Origin of the sequence: Schaalia radingae (genome assembly GCF_900106055.1) — a bacterium.
Taxonomy (GTDB): Bacteria; Actinomycetota; Actinomycetes; order Actinomycetales; family Actinomycetaceae; genus Pauljensenia; species Pauljensenia radingae_A.
The window spans coordinates 1,154,462-1,174,712 of sequence record NZ_LT629792.1 but is presented as its reverse complement, the minus strand read 5'-3'; the positions used below and the strand labels follow the sequence as shown (position 1 = coordinate 1,174,712).

Genomic DNA, 20,251 nt, shown 5'->3' with positions numbered 1-20,251 from the left:
CGGTCAACCTCACTTATTGCCAAATTGTGCCTGAGCTTGCTCAAGCATCTGAGACATTGGCGTCTGGCCAGTGTAGACCGACACGAGGTTGGGCTGAATGTAGTTGTTAACCTGCGACCACACAGGGGTGGAGTTCTGACCCTGCTGATCCTTGAATGCAGCGTCGAATGCGGCCTTCACTTCTTCCCGGACAGCTTCATCGAAGGAATCGAAGTACTGCGCCTGAGATTCGATACGTGAGGGGTAAGAACGGCCCGAGGAGCTCAGGAGGTCCTGTGCTTCCTTCGACACCAGTGAGCCCAGTACCTTCAGTGCGGCGTCACGGTTGTCACAGTTGGCCGAGATACCGAAACCGGAGCCAAGGATAAGGCCCAGAGATCCGTTGTCTCCCTGAGGAAGACGTGTTGCGCCGGCCTTGAAGCCTGCTTCGTTGTTGAAGTAGCCGTAGGCGTTCCAGGTGCCGTCCACAGCCATTGCAACGTTGCCGTTCTGGTACTGTTCTTCGCCCCAGCCAGCTTCAGATGCTGACGGGACCGGATCGGCAACCTTTTCCGTCAGAACAAGGTCGGCATACCATTCAGCGGCCTTGACGAAGTCAGGGTTCGTCAGGTCGATGTTGCCATCAGCGGTCACAGGCTGGGTGCCGGACAGTGCGATCGGCAGTGCCATCCATTGGAATTCACCCATGCCGATACCGAAGCCCTTGTGCTGGTCGGTCGTGGTCTTCTTCGCAGCTTCATTGAAGTCGTCGAAGGTCCAGTCCAGGGTCGGTTCCTTCGCACCGGTTTCAGCGAACATGTCCTTGTTGTAGAAGACCATCATCGCTGACACGTCGTAGGGAATGCCGTACAGGTTGTCGTTGAAGGTCATGATGTCGAGGGCTCCGTCGGTGAAGTCCTCTTTCTTGATCCCCGCTTTTTCGAGGTCCTCATCGGTCAGAGGTGACAGTGCCTGATAGAAGCCCGACAGCTTCTGCCCGTTCATTGAGGTGATGCACGCCAGGTTTCCTGACGACATGTTCGAGGTGAGCTTGGTGAAGTAGTCGCCCCATGAGGCGGTCTGTGTTTTCAGCTCAATATCCGGATTCTGTTTGCGGACGATGTCGGCAGTTTGGCTAATCCAGTCCAGATCATCGTCGGAGCCGCCCCACATATCCCATGTGATCGATCCGCCTGATCCATTCCCAGATGCCGATGCGTTGTCACCGCCCCCAGAACATGCAACGAGGGAACATGTCATACCTGTAGCAAGTAGCGCCGCTGCTGCTTTTTTCTGTAGAGATTGCATTAAGAGACCTTTCTTCGGTGAGTCCCACATAGGACTTGACCTGTGTATCGAGATGCTGATTCCAAGAAGTCTTCGCGTCGTCAACGATACTTCAGCCTTCTTTTAACGGCATCGAAGAAACTATCATCGTTTCCAATAGAACTATATATGACTTTCTAGTAAAATTCGAACCAGACAGGTAACAAATCGATGACGTAGTCCCGCTGTCCGATCCTTCAAACCGAAAGAAGCGTCCTCTTGACGAACCAGACATTTACTCCACAGGAGACAAGCACAACTGATGCGATGATTATCGAAGCGGTTGCAAGTGGTTCTGCGACGACACGTTCAGACCTCTCGACTCTCCTTAAGTTATCGCCTTCTACCGTTTCGGTGCGAGTGCAGGCACTTCTCGAGAACAACGTGTTACGTGAGGCCGGAGCGGGTAAGTCCAAAGGTGGCAGGCGTCCTCAGGTTCTTGAGACGGCTGGCACCCCCAGCACGTTCGCCGCCATTGACATGGGCGGCGCCCATGTTCGCTTCGGAGTGTTCGACACGCAAGGGAACCTGCTGGCCTCGTGGGAAGCGTCTCTTGACCTGTCTTTACCGCCCCGGGATGTTCTGTCCAGCGCCCTTGACTCACTTACAGGAGCCGATCTGGACGTCGACCTTGACGCGACGCTTCGTGGCATCAGCCTTGGCGTTCCGGCACCTGTGAACCAGGAACTCCAACGCATCGACGTGGGGGCACGCATGGCAGGGTGGACTCACTTCCCTATTCGCGAATGGATGGAATCTCACATCGATGTGCCCGTCGCGGTCGAGAACGACGCGAACCTCATGGCATTGGGCGAAGCCCGTCACCATCCGGAAATCGAGCGCTCCATTACCGTTAAAGCTGGTGCCGCCATCGGCAGCGGCATCGTGGTGGACGGAAAGATCTATCACGGCGCCTCCGGCATGGCAGGTGACATTTCACACGTGCGCTCCCATCGCAGTACTGACCGGCCGTGTGGATGCGGAAATATCGGGTGCCTCGAAACGATCGCCTCTGGAGTCGCCCTCGTGGAGCGTGCACGCGCCAACGGGATGTCGATCACCTCGCTACCCGAACTTGTCGCGCGTGCGCACGAGGGTGATTCAGCGGCGACCACTTTGATACGCGATGCCGGTCGCGCGCTCGGTGAAGTTCTGTGCAGCGTGGTCGGTTTTGCCAATCCTAATGCACTGTTTATCGGCGGCAGGCTTTCCACGCTGGAGATCTTCATCGCCTCCATACGCAGTGAGCTGTACGGCGGATGCCACCCCCTCGTCACTCGCAACTTGCTGATATCGCAGGCAACTCTGGGCGCTGACGCCGGTATCTACGGCGGCTTTGAGCTGATTCGAGATACCGTCTTTCATCTTCCTGCTCTCATTCATTAAGACCACCGAAGAAATCAACAAATGACAAAGGATAGTGCTCATGATTAATTTCGAACATCGCACCGGCCCGGTTTTCTCTCCTGAGCCAACCTACCCGCAACGCGATGTGCCCGACTGGTTCCAGGATGCCAAACTCGGCATTTTTGTTCACTGGGGTCTCTACTCTGTTCCCGCCTGGGCATCGCTGCCTGAAGAAGGCGTACAGCCCGATGACGAATACGCGATGCATTCCTACGCCGAGTGGTATGCCAATACAGTGCGGATTCCGCACAGCCCGGCGCATATTCGCCACAACAAGAAGTACGGAATCGGGACCTCCTACGAGGATTTTGCGCACATGTGGCACGCGGAGAAGTTCGATCCGCGCGCGATGGTGGACCTTTTCGTTGAGGCAGGTGCGCGCTACCTCGTTCCCACAACCAAGCACCACGACGGTTTCTGCCTGTGGAACACGGACACCACGAACTTCTCAGCCGCGCAGCGAGGCCCCCAGCGCGACATCATTCAGGAGTTTCATGACAGTGCGCGCGAGGCAAAACTCAAGTTCGGCGTTTACTTCTCGGGCGCCCATGACTGGCACGTTGCGCATTTCCCGCCGATCGAATCGGACAGAGATCTGTTCGTCTACCGTCGCAATGACCCTGAATTTGCGCGCTACGCGGCCGATCAGCTGCGCGAGCTGATTGACCGCTTCCATCCCGACATTCTCTGGAACGACATCGAATGGCCCGACAGCGGAAAATCGAATGAGGATTACGCTCTGGCCTCGCTTTTCCGCAAATACTTCTCGACTGTTCCCGATGGTGTCGTGAACGATCGTTGGGGTATTCCCTACCATGGCTACCTGACGCGCGAGTACAGCATCATCGACTCAGTGATCCCCGAGCCGTGGGAAGCAACACGTGGTCTGGGGCATTCATTCGGCTACAACACCAATGAAGACGAGAACAACACCCTGTCAGCACCAGCCCTGATTGATCTACTCGTCGACACTGTCTCCAAGAACGGCAATCTGCTCATCAATGTCGGACCACGCGCCGATGGCACGATCCCGGAGCTCCAGCAAAACTCGCTGCGCGGCCTGGGACAGTGGTTGAAGACGAACGGCGAGGCGATCTACGGCACGCGCGTCTTTACCGATGCTGACAGTAGGAAGTCCTCGCAACGCTACACGCGCAATGATGGTGAACTCTTCATCTTCGTGGATCCTTCTCAGCGCAGCGACGTTGAGATTCCGTCAGGGTGCCCGAGCGATGCGTCTGTTCGCTGGCTCGGTAATTCGTCACCGGCTGAGCGCAACGGCCTCGCGGTACAGATTCCGGACAGCCTACGTTCAGGTTCCCTCGCGGTGTGCGCAGTGCGTATGAAGTAGCATCACCGTCGCTGTCCTATAGAAAGATCCCGGCTCGCTAAGCGAGTCGGGATCTTTCGTGCAGCTTCTTACCGCATCAGCATCAGTTGTTCGTCAGCTTCTCGCGCAGAGCGGCGAGTGCCTCATCCGATGCCAACGTGCCGGAGTTGTCAACCGGCGAGGAGTAGGACGCCTGTTCCTCGACTGACGGAGCAGCCTCTGCGTCTTCTTCCAGTGCCTTGGCAACCTGGGCACGGTGGGCTTCCCAACGGGCGTGCGCTTCCGCGTACTGGGCTTCCCAGGCCTCGCGCTGCTCGTCGTATCCTTCCATCCATTCCTGGGTTTCCGGATCGAAGCCTTCAGGGTACTTGTAGTTGCCGTTTTCGTCGTATTCGGCAGCCATTCCGTACAGTGACGGATCGAAGTCTTCCGATTTCGGGTCGACGCCCTCGTTGGCCTGCTTAAGCGACAGCGAGATGCGGCGACGTTCCAGGTCAATATCAATGACCTTGACGAAGACCTCTTCACCGACCTTGACGACCTGCTCCGGCATCTCAACGTGGCGCTGGGCGAGCTCGGAGATATGGACAAGGCCTTCGATTCCGTCCTCGACGCGCACAAACGCACCGAACGGAACGAGCTTGGTGACCTTGCCGGGCACAACCTGGCCGATTGCGTGGGTACGGGCGAATGCCTGCCACGGATCTTCCTGGGTGGCCTTCAGGGACAGGGAGACGCGTTCGCGGTCCATGTCGACGTCGAGGACCTCGACGGTGACTTCCTGGCCGACCTCGACAACCTCTGACGGGTGATCGATGTGCTTCCAGGACAGTTCGGAGACGTGCACCAGGCCGTCCACGCCACCCAGGTCGACGAATGCGCCGAAGTTGACGATCGAGGAGACGGTGCCGTTGCGGACCTGTCCCTTCTGCAGGGTGTTGAGGAAGTTGGTGCGAACCTCGGACTGCGTCTGCTCGAGCCATGCGCGGCGCGACAGGACCACGTTGTTGCGGTTCTTGTCGAGCTCGATGATCTTGGCTTCAAGCTCGCGGCCGATGTAGGGTTGCAGGTCACGCACGCGACGCATCTCAACCAAGGACGCGGGCAGGAAGCCGCGCAGGCCGATGTCGAGGATCAGGCCGCCCTTGACGACCTCGATGACAGTGCCGGTGACAACACCTTCTTCTTCCTTGACCTTTTCGATCTGGCCCCATGCGCGTTCGTACTGTGCACGCTTCTTCGACAGAAGCAGGCGGCCATCCTTGTCTTCCTTCTGGAGTACCAAAGCTTCGATCTGATCACCCACCGCGACGACGTCATCAGGATCGACGTCATGCTTGATGGATAATTCGCGTGAAAGGATGACTCCTTCGGTCTTGTAGCCGATGTCGAGGAGGACCTCATCGTGGTCAATCTTGACGACTGTTCCCTCGACAATGTCCCCATCGTTGAAGTATTTGATGGTCTTGTCGATGGCGGCGAGCAGGTCTTCTTCAGACCCAATGTCGTTCACTGCAACCTGAGGCGTAGAGATGCTCGGCTGCTCGGTGCTTGTGGTCATGTAGTTATGTACTCCGAAACGGACGATCTAGTAGATGGACAAAATTGAGTGTGTCCGTCAGTCGCTCAGGAAGCGATCGACACACACCCGAGAAAGTTTACCAGTTCAGGATCAAAGATCTACCCTCAGTTCCTGAAAAGATGTGTGAGCAGTGACATATTTGACCAATCTCACAACTGGTGCACTGGTGCGCTTAGTGAGCAGCTTCTTTCCATGAATGGCCGATCCCCACCGCTACATCCAGCGGCACGCGCAGCGCCAGCACCGGGTGTTCGGCGCGCGTATGGTCGGTGGCTTCCTCCTGGCCGGTGGGTTCCACATCGCCATCGTCATCGGATTGCGGGGCGCGAGCAGTCTGCAGGCCATGCGGCAATGGAGGATAGGCCATGTTCTCACGTACCAGCTCTTCCACGTGCACAGCTTCTCCCTCGGCTATTTCAAGAATCAATTCATCGTGAATCTGCAGCAGTATGCGCGAGCGTAGTTTCTCGTCGCGCAAGGCACTGTCGACTCCAACCATCGCGATCTTGATGATGTCGGCTGCCGATCCCTGGATCGGCGCGTTCAGTGCGGCACGCTTGGCTATTTCACGGCGCTGACGGTTGTCGGAGATGAGATCGGGCAGGTAGCGGCGACGACCGAACATTGTCTGGGTAAAGCCATCCTTCTGGGCCTGCTCCACGATGCCGTCCAGGTAGTCACGCACGCCGCCGAAACGCTCAAAGTAGCGTTCGCGCAGCTCCGCCGCCTCCGGCACACCGATTCCGAGCTGCGCAGACAGACCGTACGATGACAGCCCGTAGGCCAGACCGTAGGAGGTGGCCTTGATGCGCGAACGCTGCTCGGATGTCACCTGATCGACAGGCGTGTCGAACACCATCGACGCCATCGTGCGGTGCAAATCCTCACCCGAGTTGAATGCGTCAATCAGTCCTTCATCGTTGGACAGGTGCGCCATGATGCGCATCTCGATCTGCGAATAGTCCACGCTCATCAGGGACTGCCACCCCTCCCCTGCAACGAACGCGTGCCGGATGCGCATGCCGTCGGGTGTGCGCGCGGGGATATTCTGCAGGTTCGGTTCCGACGAGGCGAGCCGCCCCGTGGCAGTCGCAATCTGAGAAAACGTCGTGTGAATCCTGCCGTCATCAGCAATCGCGCTGTGCAGGGACTGCGTCATCTGGGACAGCTTGATGCGGTCGCGGTGCGTGAGCAAATGTTCCAGGAACGGGTGGCGCGTCTTCGCGAACAGTGTCTCCAGCGCTTCCGCATTCGTCGTGTACCCCGTCTTCGTCTTCTTGGTCCTGGGCATATCGAGTTCATCAAACAGGACCTGCTGGAGCTGCTTGGGGCTCGACAGGTTCACCGTGTGGCCGATTGCGTCATAGGCGCGTTGCGCAGCACCTTCAACAGCTTTCGACAGCTCCTGACGTTGCAGGTCGAGTTCCTCGCTGTCAATCGCGATCCCCACGTGTTCCATGCGCTCCAGCATGCGCGCGACAGGCTGTTCCACATCGTCAAGCAATGTTCGTTCATCATCATTCATCGCCCGCCTGAGAGCATCAGCCACATGCGGCAGGACGGCTGCGCGCTGCGCCATCTGTCTACGCGCCGCAGCCTGTTTCTCCTCCGATTCACCGTCCAGATCCAGCATCTGCTGACCGGATTCTTCCTCTTCTAGGGCCGTGATGTGCACGCCCAGATACTGCTCAGCCAGATCGTCGATCGCGTAGGAGCGCTGCTCGGGCCGCAGCAGGTAGGCGCCCAATGCAACGTCAAAGGTCACCGGCAGGGTCTCCACGTCCCAGGCGCGCATCATATGCACCAGTGTTTTGAGGTCATGGGCAATCAGGGGTCGTGTCAGGTGCGCCAGCCATTGCGTGCACTGAGCCGTCTGCTCGGTGGTGACCTCTCGAGCATCAATGAGGAGTACCTTCATTCCGCTCGCAATCGCAAGATGTTCTAGGTCAGGCAGGGGCGGGTTCGCGACGCCTTCGCACCAGATTCCCACTGACGTCTCTGCCTCAAAGGTTGCAAGGACCTGCTGGACATTCGTGTTCGCATCGGCTCGGATAATTTCCACGTCATCAAGGATGAGTGATTCTTCCGCGCCACCCTCGTCGGCCGTGCTGCCCCCGGAATTGACGAGGGCGTCCGGAGCAGAGGGGTTGAGTGCGATTGATGCGACCGAGACGATCTCGCGGCGCGTGCCGGGTCCGAATTCAAGGCTGTCGCACAGACTCATCGCCTCTGAATGCTCGGTGGGACGACGGTAAAGGTCATCGAGGGTGATTCCCAGATCAACGTCAGTGAGCAGGCGGTTCAGCGAGCGGTTGCGGCGCACGTCATCGATATGGGCGCGCAGATCTGCTCCGCGTTTGCCACCGATCTCATCTGCGCGAGCCAGGACATTTTCCAGTCCGTCGAATTTGTTAATCCACGTGGCAGCGGTCTTGGGGCCGACGCCAGGCACTCCTGGCAGATTGTCGGCGGTCTCCCCCACCAGCGCGGCAAGCTCCGGGTAATGCTGAGGCGGCACGCCGTACTTATCCTCAATGGCTTCCGGTGTCATGCGACGCAGGTCCGACATCGACTGACCGGGGTACAGAATCGTGACGTGTTCGTTCGCCATCTGGAAGGCGTCGCGGTCACCTGATGCCACGACAACATCCAGCCCCTGTTGAGACGCAGTATGTGCAAGGGTGGCCAGAATGTCGTCAGCCTCTATATTGTCCTTGCGCAGACGGCAGATACCCATGGCTTCCAGGAACGCGTCGATCAGATCAACCTGTCCGTGGAATTCAGGAGGGGTCTCATCGCGCGTGCCTTTGTACTCCGGGTACTTATCCGTGCGGAACGAATGACGCGAGACGTCGAAGGCAACAGCGACACGTGTCGGATTCTCATCCTTGAGGATCTTCGTGAGCATGCGGATAAATCCGAACACAGCACTGGTGTCCTGACCGGTCGAGGTCTGGAAATTACCCGAGCGCATCGCGTAAAACGCGCGGTAGGCCATCGAATGTCCATCAATAATCAGCAGTTTTCCGTCCACACATGACACCCTAGAGGTATGAGCGAGACGAATCACGCCAATGACACACATTCACATCAATCTGATGACCACCAGGAATCTCACAGTGACCATGGGCCGACGATGGTGGGTCAGCATTGGCCAGGGACGCTGATGGACGCGATGGGCATGGAAGTGACACAGTATGGCCCTGACTGCACGTCGATCACAATGCCGCTTGAGGGCAATACGCAGCGAATTGGAATCCTGCATGGCGGCGCATCGGCGGCTCTGGCTGAGACAGCGGGATCGCTTGCGGCGGGAGCACACGCCTACAGTGTGGGCGGCCCGGATGCCTACGTGGTGGGCGTGGAGCTGTCCATCTCGCATCTTCGAGCAGGCACCAAGGGGCCGATTACGGCGACGACCCGTGCGGCCTATCTGGGTGGCTCATCAACGGTTCATCTGGTCTCGATCACCGATGGAGATGAACGCCTCATTGGAACCGCACGTATTTCCAATCGTGTGCTGAAGCGACGCTGATCTCGGTCTTTAGCGAGACTGACAAGGGCGACGAAAATACGCGGTCTACACCTCTTGAGTTCACTGAGACGAATGCCACAGATACTGTTAATCTCATTTTTGGGATAGGGACTTACGTCACACCTACCTAAACTCCAATTGAGAGGACATTGTCATGACCACACACTCAATCGAAGAACTTGCCAACGCAATAGCTTTCGACTCCAACGGCGACAAGCTGGGCGACGTGAAGCAGGTATTTACCAACGATGCGACGGGTGAGCCCGATTTCATCGAAGTTGCTCACGGCCTCTTTGGCATGGGCTCCAGCCTTGTCCCACTGCGTGGATACCGCCTCGACGAGGAAGGCCTGCACCTCGCGTTTGAAAAGGATCGCATCAAGGATGCGCCTGACCTCGCTGATGAAGGTCACCTGACTCCTGAGGATCAGGACACACTGTACCGCCACTACGGTGTCGGTTCTCTGGCCGATGGTGCAGCACCGATCGAGGACCAAGCTCCGCGCACTGCACCGGAATCAGACGTTCCTGCCGACGCCCCCGTTGCGCCTGTGGCAGACGAGGAAGTTCACGAGGAGGATCGCGCCGCTGAGGCGCGTCACCTGGCTGACCAGGAGCCGATCCACGACGAAGCAGACCAAGGCGAAATCATTCGTTCCGAAGAACAGCTCAACGTTGCCAAGGAACGCGTCGCGACTGGTGAAGCTCAGCTCCGCAAGACGGTCGTCACCGAAACCGAGACTGTCGAGGTTCCCGTCGAGCGCGAGGAAGTACGTGTGGTTCGCACCCCCATCAGTGAGGAAGAGGCAAAGAACCTGGATGGCCAGGACATCTCCGAGGGTGCTGCTTCCGTGACCCTGCATGAGGACCGTGTCGTTGTCTCCAAGGAGAGCGTGCCTGTTGAGCGCGTGTCACTCGAGACGCAAACCGTTCAGGACACGCAGACCGTGTCTGAAGACCTCAAGAAGGAGCGCATTGAAAGCAACGTCGACGGCGAAGAGCGTCCCGACTGATTGAGCGCGACTCTCACTCAACAATGCGGGTCTTGCAACTTCGTGCAAGACCCGCATACACATATCTCAAGCAGTCTCAGTCATCCACCTGATCGATCACTGCGTCTGCGACCTCACGCATGGACAGGCGACGATCCATGGACGTCTTCTGGATCCATCGGAACGCCTCAGGCTCAGTCATGTCCATCTTTTCCATCAGGAGTCCCTTGGCGCGGTCAACGCGCTTGCGCGTCTCGAAACGCTCCGACATGTCGGAGATTTCTTCTTCCAGTGACTCGATTTCACGGTGACGGGACAGGGCGATTTCAACTGCGGGAATCAGGTCGGCAGGGCTGAAAGGCTTCACGACGTACGCCATAGCTCCTGCGTCGCGCGCACGTTCGACCAGTTCTTTTTGTGAAAAGGCAGTCAGCATGACAACAGCGCAGGAGAGCTCTCGCAGAATCTTCTCTGCAGCTGTGATGCCATCCATTTTGGGCATCTTGACATCCATCACACACAGATCAGGAGTGTCATCCTCGTTGTCGGGCTCCAGTGCCAGCCGAACAGCCTCTTCTCCGTCACTTGCCTCTGCGACGACGTCGAAACCTGCTGCGGTCAGCGTCTCGACAATATCAAGGCGGATCAGGGATTCGTCTTCAGCTACTAACACTTTTCGCGGCTTGTTTTCGTCTGTGCTCATCTGAAATTCCTTCAATTGGTGTCTGATCAATAAATATCTTATCCTTGATGAGCACGTTCGCGTGTGCCCTGGTAGCCCAATTGGCAGAGGCGGTCGGCTCAAACCCGGCTTGTTGTGGGTTCGAATCCCACCCGGGGTACAGAAGTATTCGGCATTATTCGGCTGAAAACTCCCTCGACGAGGGCGTTTGGGGTGCGTTTATCACACCAGTTGGAATCACCCTTCTGAGCTGTGTTTCACTGCAGTATCCGCTCGTCATGCGATGGAAAATGTCCTGCAGCAGGCTACGACAATGTGAATGTCTTTTCACCCCCGAAGCAAGAAAGATCTCACTCGATACGGCCGAGAAGCAGGGCAGCGCCGTGGACCAATGGAACACAACCGCTGCGCCTGGTCTCATTCCCAGCAAACTGACAGGTGGAATGAAGTATCTCCCAAGAATCGTTTCTTATGCTCAAGCTATCCGAGCCGGACAGAACATGAAGCACGACACGTGCTGGTGCGACTGGCCGTTACGCTCGGGGATCTGAAGGAAGGGGCTCTGTTTTCGAAGGACTCGCACTGTGTTGATGGGATAGTGTTGGGGGTCGGCCACATGTGGCCGACCCCCAACACTGCGTCTGTGGCAGCTTTCCTTTATGCAGCTTCAATGAGTTCAAGACCCAGAAAGTCTGCTGCAGCGATGCGGCTGGCAGGTACGCGCAAGGCCTCGATGGCGCGACGCACGTCGCCGTTCGTGAAATCAGCAAACCACGGGCGTACCGCATTGGAAAGTTGATCAAGCAGAACGTTGTTTGCCTGCCGATCTGAATTCCGGTCATGAACTGACACGGTCTTTGCATTGCGATCTTCAATTGTCATATTTCTATCCTCTTCTTCTTCCTCACGCCATAACGGGGTATGTACTCTTTGCGCACAGGCCGCCCCGTCAGGCATTCAGTTCTCAATCACACTCGCCCACCCCTCATCAGGTGGAAAGTGTGAAGTCATATCAGCGCAACTCTCAACACCAGGTTGACAGTTTGCATCCACTTTTACGATAACACATCATCGGGTCGCGTGAGAATAAGCCTCGGCGGCGGTTAGAGAAAACGTCCTCCCCGCAGCATCGCCATTGATGCTGACGGCTCGACGCGATCATCTACTGTCTGCCCAGCATCCCGACTCGGCCACCAATGGAGTAATCAATATCGTCACCCACTGAGTGAACACGAATCAGGTTCGACGAGCCCGACACGCCCGGCGGCATACCGGCCACGATGACCAGCTGGTCACCCTGCTTACACAGCCCGGCTGTCTGTGAGATTTGATCGACCTGCCAGACCATGTCATCGGTGTGCATCACCGAGGGCACACGGTAGGTCTGCACTCCCCACGTCAGTGCCAACTGCCTGCGTGTCTCTTCGAGCGGCGTGAAAGCCAGCATTGGGATAGGGCTACGCAGACGCGCCATATAGCGCGCCGTCATTCCTGCCTGCGTGAAGGTCACCAGGAACTTCGTATCGAGCTTCTCTCCCACTGACACGGCGGCCTGGGAGATCACGGCCGAGCGGTCTGCGATGAAACCACCCAACGGCGCGATGCGCTCACCACCGTTTTCTTCGATGTTCTCCACAATGCGTGCCATCGTGCGTACAGCCTCGATCGGATACTGACCAATCGACGTTTCACCCGACAGCATGACGGCATCAGCACCGTCAAGGATCGCGTTCGCACAGTCCGATGCCTCAGCCCTGGTCGGACGCGGGTTCTTGATCATCGACTCCAGTACCTGGGTCGCAACGATAACCGGCTTGGCTGCCCGGCGTGCCAACTCAATGGCGCGCTTTTGAACCAGCGGCACAGCTTCAAGCGGCATCTCCACGCCCAGGTCACCGCGCGCCACCATGATGCCATCGAAGGCGTCGACGACCTCCTCGAGCACCTCAACGGCCTGCGGCTTTTCAATCTTCGCGATGACAGGGCGCCTGCGGCCTTCCTCGTCCATGATCGCGTGCACTTCGTCAATGTCGCGGGCGTTGCGCACAAAGGACAACGCAATAAAGTCCGCACCGATCCTCAGTGCCCACCGCAGGTCATCGCGGTCCTTTTCCGACAGCGCCGGCACTGACACCGCAACACCCGGAAGGTTCAGGCCCTTGTGATCGGACACAAATCCGGGGACCTCTACCTTGGTGGTTACGTCGGTGTCCGTTACTTCCATGACACGCACGGCGACGTTTCCATCGTCGATCAGGAGACGGTCACCAGGACGACAATCCCCCGGCAGGCCTTTGAACGTCGTGCCGACGCGTTCCTTGGTGCCCTCGACATCTTCAGTCGTGATCGTGAAGGTGTCTCCCATCTCAAGGAACTGCGGGCCGTCCTTGAATGTCTGCAGACGAATCTTCGGGCCCTGGAGGTCCGCAAGAACAGCTACGGCCCGGCCCGACGTCATCGCTGCACGACGCACACGCTCAATGACACGTTCGTGTCCTTCGTGAGTTCCGTGTGAGCAGTTGATACGGGCCACATCCATGCCCGCGTCCACGAGTGCCTGTACTTGTTCGGCAGATTCAGTGGCTGGGCCTAACGTACACACGATTTTTGCTCGACGCATACTCTTACTCTACAGTGCCGATCTCGATTCAGGGGAACCCTCACCGGCTTCGACGCTTTCAAAGACGTTTTTCGCGCCCTGCGCGCTGCCCGATTCGTCCGCGAGTTTCGATACATCCTCTTCATCTAAAGATTCGTCGGCTTCATTATCTGCGCCATCCGACTTGTCGAGGCCCAGGTGTGCCCGCAGGTGCTCATGCTCGTCTTCGCTGACAGTCGTTGACCTGCCGAGGCGTCCTGCCACGCAGAAAACGGCCAGGCCCGCGAGGAAGACCGCGATCGATGTCCACACGTTCAGACGCAGCCCCAGAATGTGCTGCGCTTCGTCAACGCGGAGCATCTCGATCCACACACGCCCGAGCGTGTATCCCATCAGATACAGCCCGAAGACCTGACCTGAAGCGAACCGTGCGCGCCGATCCACCCACACGATCAGTGCGGCAATAACCAAATTCCACAGGCATTCATAGAGAAATGTCGGGTGAAAGAGCGTGCCGGCGGCATACTGGGCAGGCATGTGAGCCGCGTCGACCTGCAGCCCCCACGGTAGTGTCGTCGGCGCGCCGAACAGTTCCTGGTTAAACCAATTCCCCCACCGGCCTATTGCCTGTGCCACCAGGAGGGCCGGTGCAATGGAGTCAGCCAGAGGTCCCATTCGTTGGCCGGCGCGTCGCAGCGCAATGTAGGCACCAACAGCGCCCAGAGCTACGCCGCCCCAGATTCCAAGACCGCCATTCCAGATTTTGAACGCGTCAATGGGATTGCCGTTGGGGCCGAAGTAGGCATCAGGTGAGGACACCACGTGGTAGATTCGCGCTCCGATGATTCCCAGCGGGATCGCCCACAACGCAATTTCGTACATGAAGTCGGCCACGCCACCGCGCCGCTCGTACCGCCGGCCGGTGATCCACACTGCAGCGACCATCCCCACCATAATGAGGATGCCGTACATATGGATGGTCAGTGGACCAATGTTCCACGCTCCCTGCGGCGGAGACGGTATCGCTGAGCCAATCAGTGAGCTTGCCACAGTCAGATCGTTCATCGTCACCGCGCCTTCCGGTTAGACAGTTCGTGAGTTCTTAACGCCATCACTGAGTTCACGGGCCAGAGTTCCGAGCGCTTCGAAAGCCTGTTCCCTGTCCTCGTCAAAAAGTGTGCGCACAAGTGCAGAACCCACAATAACGCCATCGGCGTAGGAGCCTATTTCATGTGCCTGCGTGCCGCTGGAAACGCCCAGACCCACACACACGCGTTCGGCACCGGCTTCACGCGTGCGTGCGACCAGTTCGCGCGCGTGAGTGTCGACCGAGGATCGCGCCCCTGTCACGCCCATCGTTGACGCGGCGTACACCCATCCGCGTGCGTGGGAACTGATTAGTTCCAAACGCGTGCGAGTTGACGACGGTGCCACCAGGTAGATGCATTCCAGGTCATTTTCGCGAGCTGCATTTTCCCATTGCTCGCCTTCGTCGGGTGGCAGGTCCGGCGTGATCAGGCCTGATCCGCCGGCTTGGGCAAAGTCACGGGCAAAATGGTTCACGCCGTACCATTCGACCGGGTTCCAGTACGTCATGCACACGGTGGTCAGACCATAGTCCACGACTTCCCTGGTCGCTTCCAGCAGGTCCTCCAGGTGTGTTCCATGTTCGAGGGCGGCCACGGTTGCGCGCTGGATCGTGGGGCCATCCATCCCAGGGTCGGAATACGGGAAACCAAATTCAAGGACATCAACGCCGTTATCTGCCAGCACTTTCGCTGCACGCACCGAGTCTTCCACAGTGGGGAAACCGACGGGCAAATATCCGATCAGGGCGGCGTGCCCGGCATTATTGGCGCGATCAATCGCATCTGCGCTGTGCATCATTTGTCGGCCTCCCTGCTCGGATCAATGTTCTGGTATGTGGGTTCACCCAGGCCGAACCACTTCGAAGCGGTTGTCACGTCCTTATCGCCGCGCCCAGACAGGCACACCACGATAATGGGTTCCTTGCCTTTTTCGATCGGTCCTGCTTCGAGTCGCTCGTGGGCCCACTGAATTGCCCCTGCAAGTGCGTGTGCCGATTCGATGGCGGGAATGATACCTTCGGTGCGACACAGGCGCACGAATGCGTCCATGGCGTGCGTGTCGTCAATCGCAATGTAGCGTGCTCGTCCGGAACGGGCCAGCCATGCATGTTCGGGTCCCACACCCGGGTAGTCCAGGCCCGCAGAAATCGAATGGGAGGCCTTGGTCTGCCCGTCGCGTTCCTGCAGCACGAATGTGCGCGCACCGTGCAGAACACCGACTTCGTTCGCTGAAATCGATGCAGCGTGGCGACCGGTCTCGATGCCGTCGCCTCCGGCTTCACATCCGATCAGCTCGACGTCCTCATCATCGATAAAAGCAGTGAAGGATCCAATCGCATTTGAACCACCGCCCACGCACGCGGTCACGGCATCCGGCAGGCGTCCCTCGCGCTCCAGGATCTGCTCGCGGGCTTCGTCACCGATGACGCGTTGGAGGTCACGGACGAGGCTGGGGAACGGGTGCGGACCTGCAGCAGTGCCGAAAATGTAGTTCGTGGTCTCCACATTCGTCACCCAGTCACGGAACGCTTCGTTAATGGCGTCCTTGAGCGTTTGAGACCCCTGAGTCACACCAATGACTTCCGCGCCGAGCATCTGCATGCGGGCTACGTTGAGTGCCTGACGTTCGGTGTCTTCCGCGCCCATATAGATCGTGCAGTCCAGGCCCAGCAGCGCCGCGGCCGTTGCGGTGGCAACGCCGTGCTGTCCGGCTCCGGTCTCAGCGATGATACGGGTCTTGCCCAGTTCCTGTGTGAGCAACGCCTGTCCCAGCACGTTGTTGATCTTGTGGGATCCGGTATGGTTGAGGTCCTCGCGCTTGAGGAAGACTCGGATTCCCCCCAGATCGGCAGCAAAGCGCGATGCTTCTGTCAACAATGAGGGGCGTCCGGCATAGTTGACGAACAGGTCATGGAGTCGTTTCTGGAAACCGTCATCATGCCACAGACGCTGCCACGTTTCATCAAGTTCTTCCAGTGCAGACATCAGCGATTCGGCCACGAAACGACCACCGAAGGCTCCAAAATACGGGCCTCTCAGGTCGTCCGAGCGCGGCGATGCGGTACTCGACATGCCGACTCCTCCTTACTCGTCAGATGATTCATTGCGTGCCATGCGCACGCGAGCTTTTCTATCGGTGAGCAGTGCCGGATGTTGGCCGGCGCTGACGATATCGCTGACGGCGGTCGCTGGATCACCGGACGTTACCAGTGCTTCTCCGACCAGCACAGCATCAGCGCCCCAGTTGGCGTACTGGATGACGTCGTGGCGATCGCGCACACCGGATTCGGCTACAGCGATCACGTCGGGCGGGATGACATCGATCACCTGCTCGACAACAGTTGGATCGACATCCAGGGTGGTCAGGTCGCGTGCGTTCACGCCAATGACGCGCGCTCCGGCATCGAGCGCCCGCAGCACTTCCAGGCGCGAATGCGCCTCGACCAGCGCCGTCATTCCCAGTGATTCCGTTCGTTCCAGCAGCGACACCAACGCCGGCTGTTCAAGTGCGGCAACAATCAGCAGCACAATGTCAGCGCCGTGAGCGCGCGCTTCATGGACCTGATACGGGGTGACAATAAAATCCTTGCGCAGCACAGGGATATCGACTGCTGCGCGCACTGAGTCAAGATCGGACAGTGACCCCGAGAAGCGACGCTGTTCAGTAAGCACCGAGATTGCAGCCGCACCGTTCGCCTCGTAGATGTGGGCCAGTGCTGCCGGATCGTCGATATGCGCCAGCGCGCCCTTCGAGGGCGAGGACCGCTTGACCTCCGCAATCAGCGAGACGGCACCACTGCTGCGCAGTGCTGACACCGCGTTTTTCGCGTCGGCGCAGCGTTGCGCACGCTTCTTGATGTCATCCATCGGCACGCGTGCTTCCCGCTCACGCAGATCTTCCAGCACTCCCGCGATGATCCCATCGAGGACTGTTGCCATCGCTCCTCCTCACCGTTGCCTACTGTGATGCTAACCAAAGTCAGGGTGTTTTCCCCAATTGGCTCACATGATGGGCTCAGTCCAGGTCCCCCGTCAGCTTCGCTGCGGTCAGTACGGATGCCAGTGCCGCGGCCGCTTTATTATGGGTCTCCACATACTCCGTGTGTTCAACCGAATCAGCCACAATTCCAGCTCCCGCCTGCACGCTGGCGCGGCCGTCTTTCAGGCATGCTGTGCGGATCGCGATCGCAAAATCTGTGTCGCCGCCCAGGTCAAAATAGCCGACCACTCCCCCGTACACGCCGCGCGCACACGGTTCGAGCTCGTCGATCAGTTGAATGGCGCGCGTCTTGGGCGCACCTGACAGTGTTCCGGCAGGGAACGTTGCCACCAGACAATCCAGCGCGTCCACCCCCTCGTTCACGATGCCCGTAACGGTGGAGGAAATGTGTTGAATATGGGAGTAGCGCTTGATTTCCATCAGCGTAGACACTTCCACCGATTCAGGCCTGCAGACTCTCGACAGGTCGTTGCGCGCCAGGTCCACCAGCATGGCGTGTTCGGCCAGCTCCTTCGGATCCTTCAGCAGGTCTACGGCCAGGTCGTGGTCCTCGCTCCCGTTCGCTCCGCGTGGGCGTGACCCGGCAATCGGATAGGTCCACACGCGCTGTCCCTGCGTACGCACCAGTGTTTCAGGCGAGGAACCCACCACGTCGAAGTCACCGCCCACGCCATCGGGCAGGCGCAGCAGGTACAGATACGGCGAAGGATTGAGGGTGCGCAGCACCGAGTACACGTCCAGCGCATCCGCCTGGGTGGACACATCCATGCGTTGCGACAGCACAATCTGGAAAGCGTCGCCTCGCCCGATCGCCTCTTTCGCATCCCTGACGGATTGTTCAAAATCGTCCTGCGGTGTGCGGTGCTGGATCGCCAGATCATCCGACGAGGGCGACACACTGACCCATACAGCTGGATTCATGCTGGATTCCAGGCGATGACACATGTCGCCCACTCGACGGCACGCTTCGTCATACGCCCAGTCGACTCGTTCATCGGTACCGTCCATGTTCCACGCATTCGACACCAGCCACAGTGAGCCGTCACTGTGATCGATAGCAGCCACGTCGCGCGCCAAAATGAGCGATGCATCCGGTACGTCCATCTCGCGCGGAGCCGACATCGTGATGCTCGGCTCCCATTCGCGGGCCATTGCCCAGCCAATCGAGCCGACAAAAGCGCCCGTCAAGGGTGGCAGACCTTCGATGGGATCAGCTCGCAGCACCTCGAGAGCCGAGTGCATCACCTCGCGAAATGATCCGGTCTCCATTGCGCCCCCCGGGCACACCTCCTGCCAGGACGTGACGCCATCACGGGTGATCACTGACGAGGCGGAATCCACTCCAATGAATGACCAGCGTCCCCACCTGCCGTCGTGTTCGGCTGATTCAAACAGGTACGTCCCCGGCTTCGAGCCGCACAGGTGGCGGTACAGGCCCACCGGTGTAATATCGGGCGCCAGGACTTTCCGTGCCACGGGAATGAGCCGTCGGTTGGCCGCCAGCTCATGGAACTCTTCGCGCGATGGCCATATCTGTCCCAGAGGCAGGTCAGTGGCGTGACGTGTCATTGAATTGTTCCCCCCGCTTCAAAACATGAATGTGTCCCCGTATGGCACGCAGCACCGATCTGATCGACTTTCATCAACAGGGCATCCCCGTCGCAGTCAATCTGAATGCTCTTGACGTGCTGCACGTGTCCTGACGTGTCGCCTTTGCGCCAGTACTCCTGACGGGAACGTGACCAGTAGGTCGCACGCCTGCTTTCCAGTGTGCGTCGCAGTGCTTCGTCGTCCATCCATGCCAGCATCAGAACTTCGTCAGTGTCGTATTGCTGGACGATGACTGCCACGAGACCTTGCTCATTTCGCTTCAGTCGCTGCGCGATGCGCGGGTCGAGGTTCTCAGCCGACCGTTTCACAGTCGCACCGCGATTCCGGCACGCGCCATCGCATCCTTGACCTGCGTGATCGTCAAGGTACCGAAGTGGAACACTGAGGCAGCCAGAACTGCGTCCGCACCTGCCTGAGCTGCCTGAACGAAATCGTCAGTTGTGCCGGCCCCGCCCGAAGCGATCAGAGGAATGGACACTGTGGATCGAATCGCGCCGAGCATTTCCAGGTCGAATCCGCCCTGAACCCCGTCTGCGTCCATCGAGTTCAACAGGATTTCGCCTGCTCCCAGTTCAGCGACCCGGTTTGCCCACTCGACCGCGTCGATGCCGGATGAGCGCGTTCCACCGTGTGTCGTGACTTCGAATCCGGAGGTCGTTGAGACACCCTCGGGCGTGCGCCGTGCGTCCAGGGACAGCACGATGATCTGGTCGCCATAGCGTGAGGCGACCCGTTCGATCAGGCTCGGGTCAGCGATCGCCGCCGTATTGACTGATACTTTGTCGGCTCCGCAGTCCAGAAGGCGTGACACGTCGTCCACACTGCGTACACCGCCACCGACAGTGAGCGGCACAAAAATCTGGCTCGCAGCGGCAGAGACGACATCGAGCATTGTCGAGCGCTGCTCGGTCGAGGCGGATACGTCGAGCAAAGTGATTTCATCAGCGCCCTCGTCGCTGTAGTGACGGGCACGTTCAACAGGATCGCCCGCATCTTTCAAATCTGTGAAGTTGACACCTTTAACGACGCGTCCGGCGTTGACGTCCAGGCATGGAATGATTCGGCAGGTCACTGACATGCTTCCATCGTAGCCATGTGCACGCACTTGGTTGGCACCGGC

17 protein-coding genes and 1 tRNA gene are annotated in these 20,251 nt (G+C 58.6%); 5 read left to right on the top strand and 13 right to left on the bottom strand.

Translation table 11 applies throughout. The features are described from left to right. Window positions 1-9: 9 nt before the first annotated feature. Window positions 10-1,287 carry an ABC transporter substrate-binding protein gene (locus tag BLT69_RS05205; RefSeq protein ID WP_070727121.1) on the bottom strand — a complete coding sequence of 426 codons (1,278 nt, stop codon included), beginning with the start codon at window positions 1,285-1,287 and terminating at the stop codon, window positions 10-12. A 285-nt stretch (window positions 1,288-1,572) separates the two neighbouring features. Between BLT69_RS05205 and BLT69_RS05200 the strand changes: the two genes are divergently transcribed. Further along, window positions 1,573-2,691, top strand: a complete 1,119-nt coding sequence (locus BLT69_RS05200; protein WP_092648559.1) for an ROK family transcriptional regulator — start codon at window positions 1,573-1,575, stop codon at window positions 2,689-2,691. 40 nt (window positions 2,692-2,731) lie between these two features. Then, entirely contained in the window at window positions 2,732-4,063 is a 1,332-nt protein-coding gene (locus tag BLT69_RS05195) for an alpha-L-fucosidase (RefSeq protein WP_092648558.1), read from the top strand. An 82-nt stretch (window positions 4,064-4,145) separates the two neighbouring features. Here the strand turns inward: BLT69_RS05195 and rpsA are convergent, their stop codons facing one another. Then, window positions 4,146-5,603 (bottom strand): 30S ribosomal protein S1, encoded by a 1,458-nt coding sequence (gene rpsA / locus BLT69_RS05190; protein WP_058236645.1) that lies wholly within the window; start codon window positions 5,601-5,603, stop codon window positions 4,146-4,148. Between the two features lie 193 nt (window positions 5,604-5,796). After that, complete coding sequence (gene polA / locus BLT69_RS05185) at window positions 5,797-8,658, bottom strand: DNA polymerase I (protein ID WP_257590418.1); 2,862 nt, start codon at window positions 8,656-8,658, stop codon at window positions 5,797-5,799. An 18-nt stretch (window positions 8,659-8,676) separates the two neighbouring features. On the opposite strand from polA, the gene BLT69_RS05180 reads away from it, so the two are divergent. Together BLT69_RS05180 and BLT69_RS05175 are read left to right on the top strand one after the other, a co-directional pair. Next, window positions 8,677-9,159 (top strand): PaaI family thioesterase, encoded by a 483-nt coding sequence (locus BLT69_RS05180; RefSeq protein WP_257590417.1) that lies wholly within the window; start codon window positions 8,677-8,679, stop codon window positions 9,157-9,159. Between the two features lie 154 nt (window positions 9,160-9,313). Beyond that, the gene (locus BLT69_RS05175) at window positions 9,314-10,171 is read left to right on the top strand and encodes a YsnF/AvaK domain-containing protein (RefSeq protein ID WP_092648556.1); all 858 of its coding nucleotides are present in this window, start codon (window positions 9,314-9,316) and stop codon (window positions 10,169-10,171) included. A gap of 76 nt (window positions 10,172-10,247) precedes the next feature. Here the strand turns inward: BLT69_RS05175 and BLT69_RS05170 are convergent, their stop codons facing one another. After that, window positions 10,248-10,853, bottom strand: coding sequence for an ANTAR domain-containing response regulator (locus BLT69_RS05170; RefSeq protein WP_058236643.1), 606 nt, complete (start codon window positions 10,851-10,853; stop codon window positions 10,248-10,250). A gap of 65 nt (window positions 10,854-10,918) precedes the next feature. Between BLT69_RS05170 and BLT69_RS05165 the strand changes: the two genes are divergently transcribed. After that, window positions 10,919-10,992 (top strand) — tRNA-Leu (locus BLT69_RS05165). A gap of 497 nt (window positions 10,993-11,489) precedes the next feature. On the opposite strand, the gene BLT69_RS05160 is transcribed toward BLT69_RS05165, so the two are convergent. The 9 genes from BLT69_RS05160 to hisF form a co-directional block, all read right to left on the bottom strand. Then, on the bottom strand, window positions 11,490-11,714 hold the full coding sequence (locus BLT69_RS05160) for a hypothetical protein (RefSeq protein WP_058236642.1): 225 nt from the start codon (window positions 11,712-11,714) through the stop codon (window positions 11,490-11,492). Window positions 11,715-11,994: 280 nt separating this feature from the next. Beyond that, on the bottom strand, window positions 11,995-13,452 hold the full coding sequence (pyk, locus tag BLT69_RS05155; protein ID WP_092648555.1) for a pyruvate kinase: 1,458 nt from the start codon (window positions 13,450-13,452) through the stop codon (window positions 11,995-11,997). Window positions 13,453-13,461: 9 nt separating this feature from the next. Further along, on the bottom strand, window positions 13,462-14,496 hold the full coding sequence (lgt, locus tag BLT69_RS05150) for a prolipoprotein diacylglyceryl transferase (RefSeq protein ID WP_092648554.1): 1,035 nt from the start codon (window positions 14,494-14,496) through the stop codon (window positions 13,462-13,464). Between the two features lie 18 nt (window positions 14,497-14,514). Then, window positions 14,515-15,318, bottom strand: a complete 804-nt coding sequence (gene trpA, locus BLT69_RS05145) for a tryptophan synthase subunit alpha (protein WP_058236639.1) — start codon at window positions 15,316-15,318, stop codon at window positions 14,515-14,517. Beyond that, on the bottom strand, window positions 15,315-16,592 hold the full coding sequence (trpB, locus tag BLT69_RS05140; RefSeq protein ID WP_092648553.1) for a tryptophan synthase subunit beta: 1,278 nt from the start codon (window positions 16,590-16,592) through the stop codon (window positions 15,315-15,317). The genes trpA and trpB overlap by 4 nt, the downstream gene beginning before the upstream one ends. A gap of 12 nt (window positions 16,593-16,604) precedes the next feature. Continuing rightward, window positions 16,605-17,459, bottom strand: coding sequence for an indole-3-glycerol phosphate synthase TrpC (gene trpC, locus BLT69_RS05135; RefSeq protein WP_058236637.1), 855 nt, complete (start codon window positions 17,457-17,459; stop codon window positions 16,605-16,607). Window positions 17,460-17,535: 76 nt separating this feature from the next. After that, complete coding sequence (locus BLT69_RS05130) at window positions 17,536-19,089, bottom strand: chorismate-binding protein (RefSeq protein WP_092648552.1); 1,554 nt, start codon at window positions 19,087-19,089, stop codon at window positions 17,536-17,538. After that, the gene (gene hisI / locus BLT69_RS05125; RefSeq protein ID WP_092648551.1) at window positions 19,086-19,439 is read right to left on the bottom strand and encodes a phosphoribosyl-AMP cyclohydrolase; all 354 of its coding nucleotides are present in this window, start codon (window positions 19,437-19,439) and stop codon (window positions 19,086-19,088) included. Before hisI ends, BLT69_RS05130 begins: the two co-directional genes overlap by 4 nt. After that, on the bottom strand, window positions 19,436-20,209 hold the full coding sequence (gene hisF / locus BLT69_RS05120; RefSeq protein WP_092648550.1) for an imidazole glycerol phosphate synthase subunit HisF: 774 nt from the start codon (window positions 20,207-20,209) through the stop codon (window positions 19,436-19,438). The genes hisI and hisF overlap by 4 nt, the downstream gene beginning before the upstream one ends. Between the last annotated feature and the right edge of the window lie 42 nt (window positions 20,210-20,251).

What these genes read in the sequence shown, in the direction of transcription:
- BLT69_RS05205 (WP_070727121.1), bottom strand. Translation starts at nt 1,287, where the DNA reads ATGCAATCTCTACAGAAAAAAGCAGCAGCGGCGCTACTTGCTACAGGT.
- BLT69_RS05200 (WP_092648559.1), top strand. Translation starts at nt 1,573, where the DNA reads ATGATTATCGAAGCGGTTGCAAGTGGTTCTGCGACGACACGTTCAGAC.
- BLT69_RS05195 (WP_092648558.1), top strand. Translation starts at nt 2,732, where the DNA reads ATGATTAATTTCGAACATCGCACCGGCCCGGTTTTCTCTCCTGAGCCA.
- rpsA (WP_058236645.1), bottom strand. Translation starts at nt 5,603, where the DNA reads ATGACCACAAGCACCGAGCAGCCGAGCATCTCTACGCCTCAGGTTGCA.
- BLT69_RS05180 (WP_257590417.1), top strand. Translation starts at nt 8,677, where the DNA reads ATGAGCGAGACGAATCACGCCAATGACACACATTCACATCAATCTGAT.
- BLT69_RS05175 (WP_092648556.1), top strand. Translation starts at nt 9,314, where the DNA reads ATGACCACACACTCAATCGAAGAACTTGCCAACGCAATAGCTTTCGAC.
- BLT69_RS05170 (WP_058236643.1), bottom strand. Translation starts at nt 10,853, where the DNA reads ATGAGCACAGACGAAAACAAGCCGCGAAAAGTGTTAGTAGCTGAAGAC.
- BLT69_RS05160 (WP_058236642.1), bottom strand. Translation starts at nt 11,714, where the DNA reads ATGACAATTGAAGATCGCAATGCAAAGACCGTGTCAGTTCATGACCGG.
- pyk (WP_092648555.1), bottom strand. Translation starts at nt 13,452, where the DNA reads ATGCGTCGAGCAAAAATCGTGTGTACGTTAGGCCCAGCCACTGAATCT.
- lgt (WP_092648554.1), bottom strand. Translation starts at nt 14,496, where the DNA reads ATGAACGATCTGACTGTGGCAAGCTCACTGATTGGCTCAGCGATACCG.
- trpA (WP_058236639.1), bottom strand. Translation starts at nt 15,318, where the DNA reads ATGATGCACAGCGCAGATGCGATTGATCGCGCCAATAATGCCGGGCAC.
- trpB (WP_092648553.1), bottom strand. Translation starts at nt 16,592, where the DNA reads ATGTCGAGTACCGCATCGCCGCGCTCGGACGACCTGAGAGGCCCGTAT.
- trpC (WP_058236637.1), bottom strand. Translation starts at nt 17,459, where the DNA reads ATGGCAACAGTCCTCGATGGGATCATCGCGGGAGTGCTGGAAGATCTG.
- BLT69_RS05130 (WP_092648552.1), bottom strand. Translation starts at nt 19,089, where the DNA reads ATGACACGTCACGCCACTGACCTGCCTCTGGGACAGATATGGCCATCG.
- hisF (WP_092648550.1), bottom strand. Translation starts at nt 20,209, where the DNA reads ATGTCAGTGACCTGCCGAATCATTCCATGCCTGGACGTCAACGCCGGA.